This window comes from Maribacter spongiicola (genome assembly GCF_004364165.1).
GTDB lineage: Bacteria > Bacteroidota > Bacteroidia > Flavobacteriales > Flavobacteriaceae > Maribacter > Maribacter spongiicola.
On the sequence record NZ_SOAY01000002.1, the window covers coordinates 1 to 17,706 of the forward strand.

The window sequence follows — 17,706 nt, forward strand, 5'->3', positions numbered from 1 at the left end:
CAAGCCTTTTTCAAATAAAAAAAACAAAGTTTTTTGACCTAACCATAACATCATGATTTACCGCACGTTAGAATCAACAAAATTCACATAAAAATCAAACAACAGAGATTACCTCAATACACATTACAACCTTCCACTATTAAACTGGTTTGTGTTTCTCAAATTCAAACAGCATTAGACACTCAAAAAAGAAGTTTTACCTAGTCATTATTTTACCTATTAAGACCTAAAAAAAAAGTGTAAACCATATATAATAGAATCGCAATTTTAAAATCCATACTCTTACAACAGTAAAAACATAAGTAGAAAAAAGATTGATTTTAATTGTTACTCATATATACTACTTCAAATTCTCGTTTCTTGAACTTCGTATAACAGTATAATCATCCGTTTTAAACTCAACTTTAAAACAGTTCTTCAGATACTATATGTAAATACTACCACATTTTCTATATGCTAAACAATAGATAGTATAAAATTTAGATTATTAGCAACTATTACCACTAAGTTCTACCTATATAAATAGGTAATACCAATTCACCTTATTACAACGAGGATTAAAATACAAAAAAGCCACACCTTTTAAGATGTGGCTTTAAAACCTAGTGACCTCGAAGGGATTCAAACCCCCAACCCTCAGAGCCGAAATCTGATGCGCTATTCAGTTGCGCCACGAGGCCATAATTAAATTAGCAATTTGCAATATTGAAATTATTGCAACTACCAAGCGCTAATTTATGCTAATTTCTTCTTTACTATTGTAGATATCAATTTACCGTCTGCTTGACCGGCTAATTCTTTAGAAACAATCCCCATAACTTTTCCCATATCCTTCATACCTGAAGCACCTACGGCATCTATTGTTTGTATAACCACTTTTTCTACTTCTTCTTCTGTAAGTTGTTCTGGTAAAAATTTCTCGATAACTGCAATCTGAGCTAGTTCTGGATCAGCAAGATCTTGCCTACCCTGCTCCATAAAAATTGCAGCACTATCTTTACGTTGTTTTACCAACTTTTGAACAATCTCAATCTCATCATCTTCAGTAATTTCTCCAGCTCCACTTGTACTTGCTACCAACAATGCAGATTTAATAGCCCTAAGGGATTCTAGTGCTACTGAATCTTTTGCCTTCATAGCCAATTTCAACTGCTCCATTACTCTTTCCTGTAAACCCATTTGCTCTTTATTTTGGTCTGCGAAGATAAAAAATAAAACCCGAAAACTAAGTTAGTTTTCGGGTTTTAAAATTATAGTAATCCTATTACTAATCTACATTATCATGTAAAAAAGAGTTATTAGAACGTAATTGAATATCATCATTACTATCACCACTTAGCGATGTTCTAGAAATCTTCTTTTCTCTAGGATTTTCGTTCAAATTAACACCTTGTCTTTGATATGCCGGCTTCTTTTCGTCATAACTGGTTGGTGCGTTATTTTTGAATTTATAGTTAAAATCTTTCAATTTTCTTCTACGCTCATCAGCCCTATCTCGCAACAATTCTTCAATTGGTGTTTCCATAGGATCTAATTGCTCTTCTGGGTGAATTTCTCTTCTTGGCGCTACTGTCTTTTTCTCGAAAATTAATTCATCTTCAATAACTTTTGGCTCATATTCTTCTGCCTTAGACCTTGCACCTGTCAATTTACTTTCTAGTTGCATGTAGTCATCTAAGCTATAGCGCTTTTCACCATTCTTATTATACTCTAATACCGGCACAATTTCGATACTATCGTTAACATCTATATCTTTTACTTCATCATGTAAATCGAACATGATTACATTTTCCTTTTCTTCTTCATCTATGGCAGAAGATTCGAAATTTATTGAAAATTCATCTTCTTCATCTTCAAATCTTAATACTTCTGGCTCAACAACTTCAATATCTCTAAAAGATGACGGTGAATCTACGATTACAAAATCTTCTTCAGATACATTTTCAGCCAATACTTCCTCATAAAAAACATTGAAATTTTTAATATAGTTCGTTGTAGGTATCAAGTCAAAATCAGCTTCCTCAACGAACTCATACTTTTTTACGGGTTTGACTTGTTTTACCTCCTCTTCCTCCTCGTCCATTTCTAAAGTATGAACAGTTTTAGTATTAGATAACAACATTGCCTCGGCACGTTGCCCTTCTTCTAAAGTATGAATGATTTTCTTCGATTCGGTATTTACAATATCATCTTGTTGCTCAATATTAAAACCAGTAGCAATTACCGTTACGGCAATAGCCTCACCTAAGCTTTCGTCTTCACCAACACCCATTATAATGTTAGCACCGTAACCCGCTTCTATTTGAATATGATCGTTGATCTCACCTATTTCATCAATAGTGATTTCTTGGGCACCAGAAACAATCAATAACAATACGTTTTTAGCTCCTTGTATTTTGTTATCATTCAATAACGGAGAATCTAACGCTTTCATAATTGCTTCATTAGCTCTTGCCGAACCAGATGAAATAGCAGAACCCATTATAGCAGTACCGCTATTGGATAATACCGTTTTAGCGTCACGTAAATCTATGTTTTGTGTATAGTGATGTGTAATAACTTCTGCAATACCTCTAGCAGCAGTTGCTAATACTTCATCGGCTTTAGAGAAACCGGCTTTAAAACCAAGGTTACCATAAACCTCTCTTAATTTATTGTTGTTGATAACGATTAACGAATCTACATTTTTGCGTAATTTTTCGATACCTCGTTGTGCTTGCTCAACTCGCATTTTACCTTCGAATTGAAACGGCATAGTAACGATACCTACAGTAAGAACATCCATTTCTTTAGCAAACTTAGCAATTACGGGAGCAGCACCAGTTCCTGTTCCCCCGCCCATACCAGCAGTAATGAAGATCATTTTTGTAGTTGTATCCAACATACTTTTAATTTCTTCCATACTCTCCATGGCAGCCTGTTCACCTACTTCAGGATTGGCACCAGCCCCCAAACCTTCTGTCAATGATACACCTAATTGTATTTTGTTAGGCACAGGACTATTGTCTAAGGCCTGAGAATCTGTATTACAGATTACAAAATCAACTCCGTTAATTCCTGCTTGGAACATGTGATTAATGGCATTACTACCACCGCCACCTACACCAATGACCTTTATAACGTTGCTTTGATTCTTTGGTAGATCAAAGGAGATATTATCAAATTCGATGTTCTTACTCATATTCTAATTATTACTGGTTATGTATTCTCTTATGCTATGCTTATTACTCTGCGTTATCTAAAAACTCTTTCAACTTTTCAGACCACTTGTCAAAAACAGATTTTCTTTCCTTATGCAGGTTCGGGCGTGCTATAGCTTCTGTTTCACGTTCTGCGTATACCAACTCCTCTTCTTGTTCTTGCTCTACTTCTTGTATAATCTCTTCTTGAGTCAACTTCAACTTCTCTTGGTTTTTAATGGCGTTCATTAAAAGACCAACAGCTGTTGCGTATAACGGACTAGCGACTTCTTCGTCAGAATCACCTGCCAAATGTTCGTTAGGGTACCCTATACGAGTATCCATACCTGTTATATATTCTACCAATTGCTTTAAATGCTTCAGTTGGCTTCCACCACCGGTTAACACTATACCTGCAATTAATTTCTTCTTTTGTTCTTCGTGACCGTAGTTTTTGATTTCAACATAAACCTGTTCAATTATCTCAACTACACGTGCATGAATTATTTTAGAAAGGTTTTTCAAAGAAATTTCTTTTGGTTCTCTACCACGTAAACCTGGTATAGATACAATCTCATTATCTCTGTTCTCTCCTGGCCATGCTGAACCAAATCTGGTTTTCAACAACTCTGCCTGTTTCTCTATAATTGAACAACCTTCTTTAATATCTTCGGTAATAACTCCACCACCAAAAGGTATTACTGCCGTATGTCTAATGATACCATCTTTGAAAATTGCCAGATCAGTTGTACCACCACCTATATCGATCAGTGCTACACCTGCTTCTTTTTCTTCTTGACTTAACACGGCATCTGATGATGCTAATGGCTCTAGTGTTATATTTCCTAAATCTAACCCTGCACTTTTAATACAACGACCTACATTTTTAATAGAAACTACCTGACCAACTACTACATGAAAGTTAGCCTCTAGCCTACCACCGTACATACCAACAGGCTCGCGAATTTCAGCTTGCCCATCGACTTTATATTCTTGTGGCAATACATGAATTATCTCTTCACCTGGTAGCATAATCAATTTGTGCACTTGATTACATAGTAAGTCTACATCTTCATCACCGATTACTTCTTCAGAATCTTTTCTGGTGATGTAATCGCTGTGCTGTAAACTTCTAATATGCTGCCCGGCAATACCTACAACAACGGATCCAATTTTAAGTCCAGAATTTGCTTCTGCCTCTTCGACCGCTTGTTGGATAGATTTTATAGTCTGTGTAATATTGTTTACCACACCTCTGTGTACACCTAAACTTTTGGACTTACCGATACCCAAAATCTCAATTTTACCATATTCGTTTTGTTTTCCGATTATGGCAACGATTTTCGTTGTTCCTATGTCTAAACCGACTGAATATTTAGTTTGTTCCATTTCTATTATATTTTAGTGCACACCACCTGGTTATTGAATTCTAAACTTACTACCGCATAATCTTCTAAGGTCTGATCCTTGTTCGCTTTGGCATAAAACGCCTTAAAATTGCTGAACTTAGCCTCTAAATCTTCAATACCGCCTACGTTCACAACAAAATTGTTGAGCCTTAATCGCAATTGATATTCCTTCTCACTTTTTATATGAATACCGATTACCGATTCACGAAAAAAATCATCCTTATTCACATGTTCCAATATGACATAGACATCCTCAAGGCTTTTACCACTGATATTGCCTGTTATGATGGGAACCCTTGCTGAGTGATTATTTGAAAAAGGCATCCTCTTTCCTTCATCATCCAAATAAAACTTTGTGTTCCCTTCTATGCGTCCGATTGGTTTGCGTTGAACTATTTTTGACGTTAGCTCACCATCTATTGTTAGATAGACTTGGGCACTTTTTACCATTTCATTGGCCTCAAGGGCCTTTTCTACAGTATTCAAAACTATATTTTCTTTAGGGACATTTTTGAGACTACCGTAATTTTGTATTAACAATTTATTAACCGCCCCTTCAGTGAGGTACAAATTCTGATCCCCAATGAATTCAACCTTCATTCCCAAAACTTTTTTGGCGCTATTTCGTTCATTAGAAAACGCATATAACCCCATGATTACTAGAACCAAAGCAGCTAACTTTATAAAATTCCAATTAACCTGCATACGACATTTCTTTTTTTATTTTTACAACTTCCAAACCTATATCTCCAGCTCCCATTGTTAGTAAAACATCTGGATCTTGTTTTTTTATTTCAAAAAGGATTTGTTCTTTTGAAATTAATTTTTTATTAAAGCTATTCACCTTCTTCAATAACCACTCTGATGACACTCCTTCAATCGGCTCTTCTCTAGCCGGATAGATATCTAACAACAATACATTCTCGAACTGCGATAAACTTTCTGCAAATGCATCGGCAAAATCTCGTGTTCTTGAAAACAAATGCGGCTGAAAAATTGCCAGTACTTTTTTATTCGGATGCATTTCTGATACTGCTTCAAAAACGGCATTTATCTCTGTTGGATGATGTGCATAATCATCAATAAAAATAAACTCTTCATTCTTGATTTGATAAGAAAAACGCCTTTGAACACCTTTAAACGTCGCTAGTGCCTCAGCAAGGCGATGCGGTGGGGAACCTGCTTGCATCGCCATTGCGAAAGCTACCAAACCGTTCAACAAATTATGTCGCCCAGGTTTGTTGAATTCAACCCCTTCTAGTTTGAGGTCAGGGGTCTCCAAATCGAATATGTAGGTGCCATGTTCTATTTTTATGTTCCGGATGCAATAATCCGAATCGTCTTCTATACCATAGGTAAGCCCTTCTAAAGGCAAACCATTACGAACAAATAATTTACCGCCCGGTTTTAAGCGTTTGGTGAAATCAACAAATGTTCTTTCCAATTCTTGCGCATCACCATAAATATCTAGGTGATCAGCATCCATTGACGTAACACAGGCTACATTAGGTGTTAACTGCATAAATGAACGATCAAATTCATCTGCTTCTACTACCGAATACTCTGTTCCTTCCAACAGGAAATTGCTATTAAAATCTTCTGAAATTCCACCTAAAAAAGCGGTCATTTTAACGCCTGTTTCTTGTAACAAATGCGCTAAAATACTTGAGGTTGTTGTTTTACCGTGTGTACCCGCAACTGCCAAGCAAAAAGAGTCTTTGGTTATTAAACCTAATACCTCTGAGCGTTTTTTAATCGTGAAACCATTATTTAAAAAATACTGATATTCTGAATGTTTAGAAGGTACTGCCGGCGTATACACCACCAAAGTATGCTCTGGGTCATTCTTATATTCTTGTGGCACTGCATCGATATTATCCGTGTAATGAATATCAATACCTGAACTTGCCAATTCTTTCGTTAGCGGACTCTCGGTTTTGTCATACCCGGCAACCGCTTTATTTATGAACGCAAAATAACGCGCCAAAGCAGACATACCAATGCCCCCTATGCCTATAAAATACACCCTATGTATTTGCGTTACGTTCATTTTATTGTATCAATTTTTCTATTTCATCGCAGATATCAGCAGTGGCATTCGGTAATGCCAATGACTTTATATTCTTTGATAATTCTTGTTGCTTTTCTGCAGATTTAAATACCGATTCAAACTCAGTCTTAAACTTACTTTCCAGCTCTTTTTCTCTAATCATAATTGCAGCTTCATGCCCAACCAACGACAAGGCATTCATGGTCTGATGATCTTCTGCCACAACTGGTGACGGAATAAAGAATGTTGGTTTCCCAACCAAACACAATTCTGATACCGCACCTGCACCTGCTCTTGAAATGATGAAATCTGACGCTACATAGGCTTTATCCATCGAGTTTAAAAAAGCATGCACTTTAATGTTCTCTGACTGATGCGATTTGTAGGTTTCATAATATCCTTTACCACATTGCCATATTATCTGTAAGCCTGTTGCTTCAAAATATGCTAAATGATCCGCCACCAATTCATTGATACGTCTTGCGCCTAAACTTCCACCTAATATTAAAAGTGTCTTTTTATCAGCATTCAATTCAAAATACTTGAAAGCTTCATCTTTAGTAGCTTTCAATTCCACTAAATCTGAACGTACAGGATTACCAGTTTTTACAATTTTATCCTTCGGAAAAAATCGCTCCATGCCATCGTAAGCCACACAGATTTTTTCCACTTTATCTTTTAATAGTTTATTGGTGATGCCCGCAAACGAATTTTGTTCTTGCAACACACATGGTATTCCTTTTACGGTTGCCATTTTTAACAACGGACCACTAGCAAAACCACCCGTACCAATTACGGCGTGTGGTTTAAACTTCGATACGATGCTATTTGCTTTCATTAAACTACTTATCAATTTTATTGGAAATAGTAGATTTTTAAGGGTCAGTTTGCGCTGAATTCCTGTAATCCACAATCCTTCTATTTTGTACCCTGCCTGTGGCACTTTCTCCATCTCCATTCTATCCTTCGCACCAACGAACAAAAACTCTGCATCAGGATGTCTCCTTTTCAATTCGTTCGCTATGGCTATCGCCGGATAAATATGTCCGCCAGTACCTCCTCCAGATAGAATAAACTTATAATTGCCCACTTAAAATCTCTAAAGGGTTCGTTTCATCCATATCAACATCATTACCCGAAGCACTCTCCTGAGCTATACTTTTATTACTTGCGCTTAAAATTATACCTATCGCCAAACAGGTCATCCAACTAGAGGTACCTCCACTACTAATCAATGGTAAATTCTGACCGGTTACTGGAAACAACTCTACCGCTACCGCCATATTTATCAATGCTTGAAACACAATGGGCAAACCTACGCCTAGCACCAATAATTTACTAAAGACCGATGCGCAACCATTTGCTACAACTACAATTCTAAACAAGAGAAACAAGTAAAATAACATGAGTACAAAACCACCTATCAAACCATACTCCTCCACTATAATCGCATAAATAAAATCTGATGAACTCTGTGGTAAAAAGTTCTTTTGCACACTTTTTCCTGCTCCTTTACCCATTACGCCGCCAGTAGCTATCGCAATTTTTGCTCTTTCAATTTGATAGGAGCCTTCGGTATCCTCAGGATTAGAGAAGCTATCTATACGGCTCATCCAAGTATCTACCCTATTCGGGAATAAATCTGGGAAAGCTTTTGCCGTCAATACGAATATGGTCAGAAACAACATGCCCGCCCCAATAATGCCTAATAGGTATTTCATGGGATATCCTCCTAAAAAACACAACACCATAACCATGGCAAATACAATCGCTGCTGTTGAAAAGTTCGCCGGTAAAATAAGTGCTACCACCAAGAAAACTGGCAGCCATAAAGGCAATATGCTTTCTTTAAATGTTATTTTGATTTCTCTTACTTTAGAAAAATATCGCGCTACATATATCATTAATACTACTGCTGCCAAGTTCGAGGGCTGAAAACCGAAACCTACTAATGGTAAACGGATCCAACGACTATCATTGGTACCACCACCAGAGGTGCCTTGCGCCAATACGAATATAAGCAACACCAATACTATTGGAAGGGCAATCATTGAAAGTCCCTTAAAGAAGTGTGTCGGTATTTTATGTACCCCATAAATAATTCCAAAGCCTAAAAACAACAGTATGGCATGTTTTACTAAATGACCAACAGGTGTACCGTTACCCACTACATATACCAAATTACTACTGGCACTATATACTGGCAAAAATGAAAATAGCGCCAAAAGTGCCGCAATGGCCCAAATAGCTTTATCTCCTTTTATATTTTGAAATATATTCAACACCTTATAGGTTCTTTACACAGTTCTTAAATTGATCTCCGCGATCTTCATAATTCTTAAACAAATCGAAACTTGCACATGCCGGTGATAACAAAACTGTATCGCCACGTTCTGCTATTTTATATGCAACCTTTACTGCTTCTTCCATGGCATATGTTTCTACCAATAGATCCACCGCATTACCGAATACATGCTTTATCTTTTCATTATCCTCGCCCAAGCAGATAATCGCTTTTACTTTTTCTCGTACCAATGGCATTAACTCCATGTACTCATTGCCCTTATCTACACCACCTACAATCCATACAGTAGGTGTTTTCATGCTATCTAATGCGTAATAGGCAGCGTTTACGTTCGTTGCCTTTGAGTCATTGATATATTCCACATGATGTATTTTCAACACCTTCTCCAAACGGTGGGGAGCCCCTTGAAAATTAGAAACACAGGCTCTTATCGTTTCCTTACGAATACCGACTAATTTTGCAATTGTTGCCGCTGCCATTGTGTTCTTTACATTGTGCTGACCTTCTAAGGCCAAAGTGTCTTTAATCATGCTAATAGTGTCTGTTGTTGTTTTTATTATTATCTCGTTTTGTTCTATAAATGCGCCTTGTTCAAATACTTTATTCAGTGAAAAGGGCATTAATTTTGATTTAACCGGGTGCTTGTTCAGCCATTCTACCAAAACTGTATCATCTGCATCATAAATCAAATAATCGTTTTCGTCTTGGTTTTCTGCAATTCTAAATTTCGATGCGATATAGTTTTCAAACTCATACTCGTACCGATCTAAATGATCTGGTGTAATATTCGTAATCACGGCAATATGTGGTTTAAAATCTACTATGCCGTCTAATTGAAAACTGCTGATCTCAAGTACGTAATACTCAAAATCATTCTCTGCAACCATTTTCGCATAACTATCACCAATGTTTCCTGCCATACCCACTTTTAATCCGGCATTTGCCAGAATGTGGTTGGTTAGCATGGTAGTCGTTGTTTTACCGTTGCTTCCTGTAATACCAATAATTTTTGCATCGGTGTATTTTGATGCAAATTCTATTTCTGATATTACAGGAATGCCTTTCGCCACCAACTGTTTCACCAAGGGTACTTTGTCTGGTATACCCGGACTCTTCATTACCAAATCGGCTTTTAGTATGCGGTCTTCAGAATGCTGTTCTTCTTCCCAATCAATTCCAAAATGTTCAAGAACGTTTTTATACTTCTCTTTTATTTTTCCTTTATCGGATACAAATACATCGTATCCTTTTTTCAATCCTAAAATGGTTGTTCCTACTCCACTTTCTCCTCCACCCAGTACTACTAAAAGTGCCATTATCTAATTTTTAAGGTCACTACGGTTAATATTGCCAATAGTATTCCTACAATCCAAAAACGGGTTACTATCTTACTTTCGTGGTATCCCATTTTTTGATAGTGGTGATGTAATGGTGACATTAAAAATATACGTCTACCCTCACCAAATTTTTTCTTCGTGTACTTGAAATATCCTACTTGTATCATTACTGAAAGTGACTCTGCAAAGAAGATTCCACATAACACGGGAATCAATAATTCTTTACGTACAATTATCGCTATTACTGCTATTACGCCCCCAATGGTTAAACTCCCCGTATCACCCATAAATACTTGTGCTGGGAAAGCATTGTACCATAAAAATCCGATCAAGGCACCTACAAAGGCGGTAATGAATACCAACAATTCACCTACTCGTGGTATGTACATAATATCTAAATAGTCCGAGAATATGATGTTACCAGATACCAGTGCGAATATGCCCAAGGTAAATACGATAATTGCCGATGTACCTGCCGCGAGACCATCTATACCATCGGTTAAATTTGCCCCATTCGATACTGCAGTTACTATTAGAATAATAACAGGTATAAACAATAACCACGCATAATCTTTTGCATCATCGCCTGCCCACGCTATTAAACTCTCATAATCAAACTCATTATTTTTAAAGAAAGGAACCGTTGTCATGGTCGACTTTATCTCCTCTCCTTTTACCTGCTCTACGGTATACGCTTGCGTAATAATTGTTTTATCATGATCACGCATGGTCACTTCTGGGTGAAAATAAAGTACTGCACCTACTATAAGCCCTAATACAACTTGACCTAATACCTTAAACTTACCTTTTAGACCTTCTTTATTCTTTTTGAAAACTTTGATGTAATCATCTAAAAAGCCGATTGCCCCCATCCACAGCATGGTAAATATCAATAGGATGATGTAAATATTCTCTAAGCGAGCGAAAAGTAAAACAGGTATTAAGGTGGACATGATAATAATAACACCGCCCATTGTTGGTGTACCTGCCTTTTGCTTTTGACCGTCTAGACCTAAATCACGAATGGTTTCCCCTACTTGTTGTTTTTGTAGAAAAAGAATAACACGCTTACCGTAAACTGTCGCAATCATTAGCGAAAACAGTATAGCCATTGCCGCACGGAATGTGCTGAACTGAAACAGCGAAGCTCCAGGCAACTGGTATTGTTTTTCTAAATATTCAAACAGGTAGGTTAACATATATTCTATATTCTTTGCTACTAAGCCTTGGTTATTTATCTAAGCTGTTTAAAAGCTCCTTTACTATTTTAAAATCGTCAAAATCAATACGCACACCGTTGGTTTCTTGATAGGTCTCATGACCTTTACCGGCAATTAATATGATGTCGTTATCGTTTGCCAGTTGGCATGCCGTTTTAATGGCCTGCTCCCTATTTTCAATAGACAATATTTTCTTTACATTCTGTGGCTCTACGCCTGCCTCTATCTCTGCAATAATCTCAGTTGGGGATTCGGTACGAGGATTATCAGAAGTGAAAATAATTTTGTTGCTCATTTCTGATGCGATATTACCCATTACCGGACGCTTTGATCTGTCTCTATCGCCACCACACCCCACAACGGTGATGACGTTTTCATTTCCAGTTCTCAACGTGTTGATTGTCTCAAGCACATTTTTTAGGGCGTCCGGCGTATGGGCATAATCAACTATTGCCGTAATCTTTTTCTTTGATATGTAATATTGAAACCTGCCATCTACATTTTCCAACTCGCTCAATAAGCGTAGGGTTTCTAATTGCTCCAATCCTAATAAATCTGCCGTTGCATAAATTGCCAGCATATTATACGCATTGAAATGACCTATTAATCTTGTCCACAATTCATGGTCATTGATTTTCAACAACTGACCGTCAAACTGATTTTCTAAAATCTGGGCTCTGTAATCTGCATAATTCTTTAAGGCATAGGTCGCTTTTCTTGCCTTCGTATTCTGCAACATTACCAGTCCATTTTTATCGTCGATATTGGTCAACGCAAATGCCGTTTTAGGCAATTGATCAAATAATATCTTCTTGGTATCGCGATATTCGGCGAATGTTTTATGGTAGTCTAGGTGATCGTGAGACAGATTCGTAAAAATCGCACCTTCAAACAATAAACCTTCTGTTCTTTTCTGGTGAATACCATGAGAACTTACCTCCATAAAGCAAAACTCTACACCGGCATCGTTCATCATCTTCAGATGCTTATTGATTACCAATGCATCTGGAGTGGTATGTTTTGTTGAGAATTCAGTATCATCTACCATTATTTTAATAGTCGATAACAAGCCTACTTTATAGCCTGCTTTTTTAAATAACTGATATAATAAACTAGATACCGTTGTTTTACCATTAGTTCCTGTTACCCCTACTAATTTTAAATTCTTAGATGGCGTACCGTAATAATTAGAAGCCATCAATGCCAAAGCCTGATTACCACTTTCTACCGCTACATAGGTAACATCATCTTTCATGTCTGTAGGCAACTGCTCGCAAATAATTGCTCTTGCACCTACTGCAACGACCGCATCTATATAGTTATGACCATCGGTCAATGTGCCTTTTATAGCAACAAAGGCATCTCCTTTTTGCACTTCGCGAGAATCAAATTGTACTGATGCTATATCGCAAGAGGTCGTACCGCTAACAGCAGTAATACGCACTCCATATAATATATCCTTTAAATGCATCATATTAATTCTAACACTATTTTTTTCACTGATCTTAAATCGGTGCCTTTAGAAATCGACTGGTTCTTCACCTTTCCGTTTCCTTTTACTTCTACCTCGATACCTAAATTTTCAAGAATCGCAACCGCATCCATGCCACACATACCTTTTACATTTGGCATTGATGAATATTTTTGTTGTGCTACCTTATAATACCCTTGGTGCGAATCTTCATTTTTAGCGATCAACACATCTTTTACATCTACCTCGCTTGTTAATGGCGATGTAGCATATACTTTTTGTGCTACAGATTTAAATACAGGACCAGATACATCGGCACCATAATACCCAACACTTTTGTCTGGCTTATGAATAACCACTATACAGGAGTACTTTGGGTCATCTGCCGGAAAATAGCCTGCAAACGATGAAATATATTCGTACTTAGATCTATCTCTAGATACGTAGTTCGTTTGCGTAGTACCCGTTTTACCTGCCATAGAAAAGTTTTTAGAATACATACCATGACCGGTACCGTGCTCTTTCTCTACCACATTCTTTAATATCTGTTGTACTTTTTTAACCGTTGTTTGAGAACAAATTGCAGGGTTCAGTACTTTTTTATCGAACTTCTCAATAGTCTTGTTCCACTCCTTCACTTCTTTCAGCAAACGTGGCTTTACCATTTCACCATCATTCGCAATAGCATTATAGAATGCCAATGTTTGTAGTGGCGTAATAGAAACCTCGTACCCATAAGCCATTTGAGCTAATGAAAGTCCTGACCATCCTTTATCGCCAGGGTAACGCAATACCGGTTTTCCTTCACCAAGAACAGGCAACCCTAATTCTTTATGAATACCCATGCTCATTAATCTGTTCACATATTTTTCTGGATCGTTCTTATACCCTTCATGTATCATTTTTGCAAATGCCACATTCGACGATACTTCAAAAGCTGTAGACATAGTAATTTTACCATGACCGCCGCGCTTGGTATCTTTAATAGTATGCTTATACAATTTCCAAGCTCCTTTTTCGGTATCGATTACAGAACTGGTATCTATCACATTATCTTCTAAGGCAGCGACAAAATTCACCAACTTAAATGTAGAACCTGGCTCGTGCGATTCGCCAATGGCATAGTTCAAGCGCTCGTAATATTTACCGTCAGCAGTCTGCCCTAAGTTCGATATTGCTTTTACCTCGCCCGTTTTTACTTCCATCACTATTACCGTACCGTGGTCTGCCTGATATTTTTCTAACTGACCCAATAATGCATGGTGAGCTATATCTTGTATATTAATATCAATGGTAGAATACACGTCGTACCCATCTTTTGGCTCAATAATATTATCGTTACCGATCGGTTTCCACTGCCCCTTTGCTATTTTTTGTTTTAAACGTTTTCCAGAAATGCCTCTTAGGTATTGGCCAAAAGCACCTTCCATACCTACGCGGGTGTAATATCCGTTCTCATCTACACGCTCATACCCAACACTACGCTCGGCAATTTTACCTAACGGATGCTCTCTTTTGGTATTCTGCTCAATAATCAATCCTCCTTTAAAAGCACCTTTATTAAACAGCGGAAATTGCTTTACCGCCATATATTCAGAATAATCTAGGTTACGAACGATAAGTGCATACCTATTTTTATTCTCACGTGCCTTTCTTAGAATTTGCTGATAGTGAGAAGATGTTTTACCAAAATTCTTGGCCAAGGCATCTGCCAATGGTTTTACATTCGCCTTAAAATCTTCGTTAGATACCGTTACGGCATCAAAACGTATGGTGTATTTAGAAACCGATGTTGCCAAAAGACTTCCATCGTCTGAATATAGGTTACCTCTGTTCGGCTCAATAGTGAACATACGCTCAGTGCGCGTATCTGCCATTGCCTGATATTTTTCGCCGTCTACTACTTGTATAGATACCAGCTTAAACAAAACCGCACCTGCAAATAGCACCATGAACCCGGCTACTACGTACAATCTTTTTAATATGCTTTTATCTGTTGCCGCCATTAGTCCTCCGCATTTAAAGATTTCACCTTAATTTTCTGTGGGGGAGTTTCTGAAGGGAACAATCCCTTTGCCGAAATTTTACCGGTAATATTCGATTCTAATTTCAGCTGTTGTACATCTGATCGCATATCAACAAACTCGTTACGCAATTCTTTTACCTCTTCATTTAATAAAGCGATACGGTGTACTTTTTGATCGGCACTATGAGAGCTACTGATCATTACCGTTGCCAAAAAAGAAATGAAAATAATGAACAGCCAATTTTTAGGGGCGTCACCGCTCACCAAAAATTTGCCCTTCAATAGGTCTAATACACCCGTTTTCATTTTACTTTTCGCCATTTCGCTCTGCTATCCTCAATTTTGCACTACGTGCTCTGTTATTCAATTTTATTTCTTCTCTGGTCGGCACTATCAATCCACCAACCTTTTTCAACGGCACATCTATATTGCCGTAAAAATCTTTTTCTGGTTCTCCTTTAAACTGACCTGCTCTTATAAATCGCTTTACCAACCTGTCTTCTAAAGAGTGGTAACTAATGACGCTTAGCCTACCTTCTTCATTCAATAATCCTGGCACTTGCTCCAAAAACTCCTTAATGACTTCAATCTCTTGATTCACTTCTATACGAATCGCCTGATATATCTGTGCCAATATTTTATGCTGCCTATGCTCTGGCAAAAACTGCTTCAACGCTTCTTTCAATGCATCGGTAGTTTGTATCTGCCCTTCTTCTCTAGTAGCAACGATTACTTTTGCCATGGCGTTCGCGTTTCTAATATCGCCATACTCGAACAACACTTTACGCAAGTCGTCATATGAGTACTTATTTACCACCTCAAAAGCCGATAGCGTATTACGCTTGCTCATTCGCATATCTAAATCTGCATCGAAACGGGTAGAGAATCCTCTTTCCGCTTGATCGAACTGATGCGATGAAACTCCGTAATCTGCCAGAATACCATCTACTTTCTTTATGCCATAGAACTTTAAAAACTGGGCGATGTATCTAAAATTTTCCGCAATCAGCGTAAATCTTGGATCACCTAATGTATTTGCCTGCGCATCTTCATCTTGATCAAAAGCATATAACCTGCCTTCTTTACCCAACCTTTTTAATATCTCTTTTGAATGACCGCCACCACCAAAGGTTACATCTACATAAATACCATCTTCTTTGATGTTTAAACCGTCTACCGATTCCTTCAGTAATACTGGGTTATGATACATCTCCACTTGGTTTTTCACCTAACATTACACGCTTGGCCAACTTTACTTTCTCTTCTTTTGTTGCACTTATAGATTCATCGTACGCTTTCTTGTCCCAAATCTCTAATCGCTTACCTATTGGTGCTATCACCACTTCTTTAGATATGCCTGCCAATGAAATAATATCTTTCGGTATCAATAATCTACCGGTCGAGTCTACTTCTACTTGGCGCAACCCTGCCGTATACATTCTTATAAACTGTAGGTTCTCTTCATCGAACCTGCTTTTTTCATTCAATTCCGCCATCACTCTGTGCCACTCATATGCCGGGTACAACTCCAAACACTCGCTCAAATATGATTTTTTAATAAAAAACCCATCTTTTAGGATCGGAGCCACTTGATTGCGCAGCGCAACTGGGAGCATAATTCGCCCCTTAGCATCAGCTTTACAGTTAAATGTCCCAAAGAAATAGATGTCCAAAATGGATGTGTTTTGTTTATATAACTCAAATATATAAATATTATTACCACATTTTACCACTAAAAACCACTTTGTTAATAAATTACCCCACTTTTGAACACCTTTTTGCACTTCATCGATATTTATGGGAAATATTTCCCACTCGGGCTTTATTTCTAGAAAATCTCAAATCTGAAAGATTCAACAATTCACCTTATCGAAAAGAGTTGTTTGCTATTCTCGGTAATTACCTATATTTGGACAATTACTGATGAGTAGTGCGCATGGAAAACGATTTGATTAACGACGGAGGATTTAAGTATATAGAAAAAGGCGAAGGCAAACCCATAATTATTCTTCACGGATTAATGGGCGGACTAAGTAATTTTCAAGGAGTATCAGACTATTTTCCTCCGAAAGGATACAAAGTTCTTATTCCTGAATTGCCCCTATACGCTATGCCGATGTTAAAGACAACGGTGAAGAATTTTGCCAAATACCTTAAGAAATTTATAGATTATAAAGAGCTAGACGATGTTATTCTTTTAGGCAACTCTTTAGGTGGTCATATTGGTCTTTTACACACCAAATTATATCCGGCGAAAGTAAAAGCGTTGGTTATTACCGGTAGTTCTGGTCTTTATGAAAGTGCTATGGGCGACGGTTACCCTAAACGTGGTGATTATGAGTTTATTAAAAAAAAGGCACAAGATGTTTTCTACGACCCAGAAGTTGCTACAAAAGAAATCGTAGATGAAGTATTCGCTACCGTTAACGATCGTGTAAAATTGGTAAAGACCTTGGCAATCGCAAAAAGCGCTATTCGTCATAATATGGCGCAAGATCTTCCAAAAATGAAAACCCCTACGTGTATTATATGGGGAAAAAACGATACGGTTACGCCACCAGATGTTGCAGAACTGTTCGATGAGCTTTTACCTAATTCAGATTTATTTTGGATGGATAAATGCGGACATGCACCGATGATGGAGCACCCAGACGAATTCAATACCATTCTTGATGAGTGGTTGACGAAAAACAATTTCTAAATACCCTA

15 protein-coding genes and 1 tRNA gene are annotated in these 17,706 nt (G+C 37.5%); 1 reads left to right on the forward strand and 15 read right to left on the reverse strand.

Translation table 11 applies throughout. The features are described 5' to 3' along the window. Window positions 1-606: 606 nt before the first annotated feature. From CLV90_RS00190 to CLV90_RS00260, 15 genes are all read right to left on the reverse strand, one after another. Window positions 607-680, reverse strand: a tRNA-Arg gene (locus CLV90_RS00190). A gap of 55 nt (window positions 681-735) precedes the next feature. Continuing rightward, complete coding sequence (locus CLV90_RS00195) at window positions 736-1,179, reverse strand: GatB/YqeY domain-containing protein (RefSeq protein WP_133685519.1); 444 nt, start codon at window positions 1,177-1,179, stop codon at window positions 736-738. An 88-nt stretch (window positions 1,180-1,267) separates the two neighbouring features. Next, on the reverse strand, window positions 1,268-3,181 hold the full coding sequence (gene ftsZ, locus CLV90_RS00200) for a cell division protein FtsZ (protein WP_133685520.1): 1,914 nt from the start codon (window positions 3,179-3,181) through the stop codon (window positions 1,268-1,270). 43 nt (window positions 3,182-3,224) lie between these two features. After that, entirely contained in the window at window positions 3,225-4,568 is a 1,344-nt protein-coding gene (gene ftsA / locus CLV90_RS00205; RefSeq protein WP_133685521.1) for a cell division protein FtsA, read from the reverse strand. 5 nt (window positions 4,569-4,573) lie between these two features. Continuing rightward, complete coding sequence (locus CLV90_RS00210; protein ID WP_133685522.1) at window positions 4,574-5,293, reverse strand: cell division protein FtsQ/DivIB; 720 nt, start codon at window positions 5,291-5,293, stop codon at window positions 4,574-4,576. Then, a complete protein-coding gene (murC, locus tag CLV90_RS00215; protein ID WP_133685523.1) occupies window positions 5,283-6,638 on the reverse strand; it encodes a UDP-N-acetylmuramate--L-alanine ligase in 1,356 nt (451 codons plus the stop codon). The genes CLV90_RS00210 and murC overlap by 11 nt, the downstream gene beginning before the upstream one ends. A gap of 1 nt (window position 6,639) precedes the next feature. After that, entirely contained in the window at window positions 6,640-7,728 is a 1,089-nt protein-coding gene (gene murG / locus CLV90_RS00220; RefSeq protein ID WP_133685524.1) for an undecaprenyldiphospho-muramoylpentapeptide beta-N-acetylglucosaminyltransferase, read from the reverse strand. Beyond that, window positions 7,715-8,923, reverse strand: a complete 1,209-nt coding sequence (locus CLV90_RS00225) for an FtsW/RodA/SpoVE family cell cycle protein (RefSeq protein ID WP_133685525.1) — start codon at window positions 8,921-8,923, stop codon at window positions 7,715-7,717. The genes murG and CLV90_RS00225 overlap by 14 nt, the downstream gene beginning before the upstream one ends. Before the next feature lies 1 nt (window position 8,924). Continuing rightward, on the reverse strand, window positions 8,925-10,259 hold the full coding sequence (murD, locus tag CLV90_RS00230; RefSeq protein WP_133685526.1) for a UDP-N-acetylmuramoyl-L-alanine--D-glutamate ligase: 1,335 nt from the start codon (window positions 10,257-10,259) through the stop codon (window positions 8,925-8,927). Next, complete coding sequence (mraY, locus tag CLV90_RS00235; protein WP_133685527.1) at window positions 10,259-11,479, reverse strand: phospho-N-acetylmuramoyl-pentapeptide-transferase; 1,221 nt, start codon at window positions 11,477-11,479, stop codon at window positions 10,259-10,261. Before mraY ends, murD begins: the two co-directional genes overlap by 1 nt. 31 nt (window positions 11,480-11,510) lie before the next feature. Further along, a complete protein-coding gene (locus tag CLV90_RS00240; protein WP_133685528.1) occupies window positions 11,511-12,974 on the reverse strand; it encodes a UDP-N-acetylmuramoyl-L-alanyl-D-glutamate--2,6-diaminopimelate ligase in 1,464 nt (487 codons plus the stop codon). Next, window positions 12,971-14,977: a penicillin-binding protein gene (locus CLV90_RS00245; protein WP_133685529.1), complete on the reverse strand. Its 2,007-nt coding sequence runs from the start codon at window positions 14,975-14,977 to the stop codon at window positions 12,971-12,973. Before CLV90_RS00245 ends, CLV90_RS00240 begins: the two co-directional genes overlap by 4 nt. Further along, window positions 14,977-15,303: an FtsL-like putative cell division protein gene (locus CLV90_RS00250; protein ID WP_133685551.1), complete on the reverse strand. Its 327-nt coding sequence runs from the start codon at window positions 15,301-15,303 to the stop codon at window positions 14,977-14,979. Before CLV90_RS00250 ends, CLV90_RS00245 begins: the two co-directional genes overlap by 1 nt. Window position 15,304: 1 nt before the next feature. Further along, window positions 15,305-16,207 (reverse strand): 16S rRNA (cytosine(1402)-N(4))-methyltransferase RsmH, encoded by a 903-nt coding sequence (gene rsmH, locus CLV90_RS00255; protein ID WP_133685552.1) that lies wholly within the window; start codon window positions 16,205-16,207, stop codon window positions 15,305-15,307. Beyond that, the gene (locus CLV90_RS00260) at window positions 16,197-16,670 is read right to left on the reverse strand and encodes a division/cell wall cluster transcriptional repressor MraZ (RefSeq protein ID WP_133685530.1); all 474 of its coding nucleotides are present in this window, start codon (window positions 16,668-16,670) and stop codon (window positions 16,197-16,199) included. The genes rsmH and CLV90_RS00260 overlap by 11 nt, the downstream gene beginning before the upstream one ends. A gap of 263 nt (window positions 16,671-16,933) precedes the next feature. On the opposite strand from CLV90_RS00260, the gene CLV90_RS00265 reads away from it, so the two are divergent. Beyond that, entirely contained in the window at window positions 16,934-17,698 is a 765-nt protein-coding gene (locus CLV90_RS00265; protein ID WP_133685531.1) for an alpha/beta fold hydrolase, read from the forward strand. Window positions 17,699-17,706 lie beyond the last annotated feature (8 nt).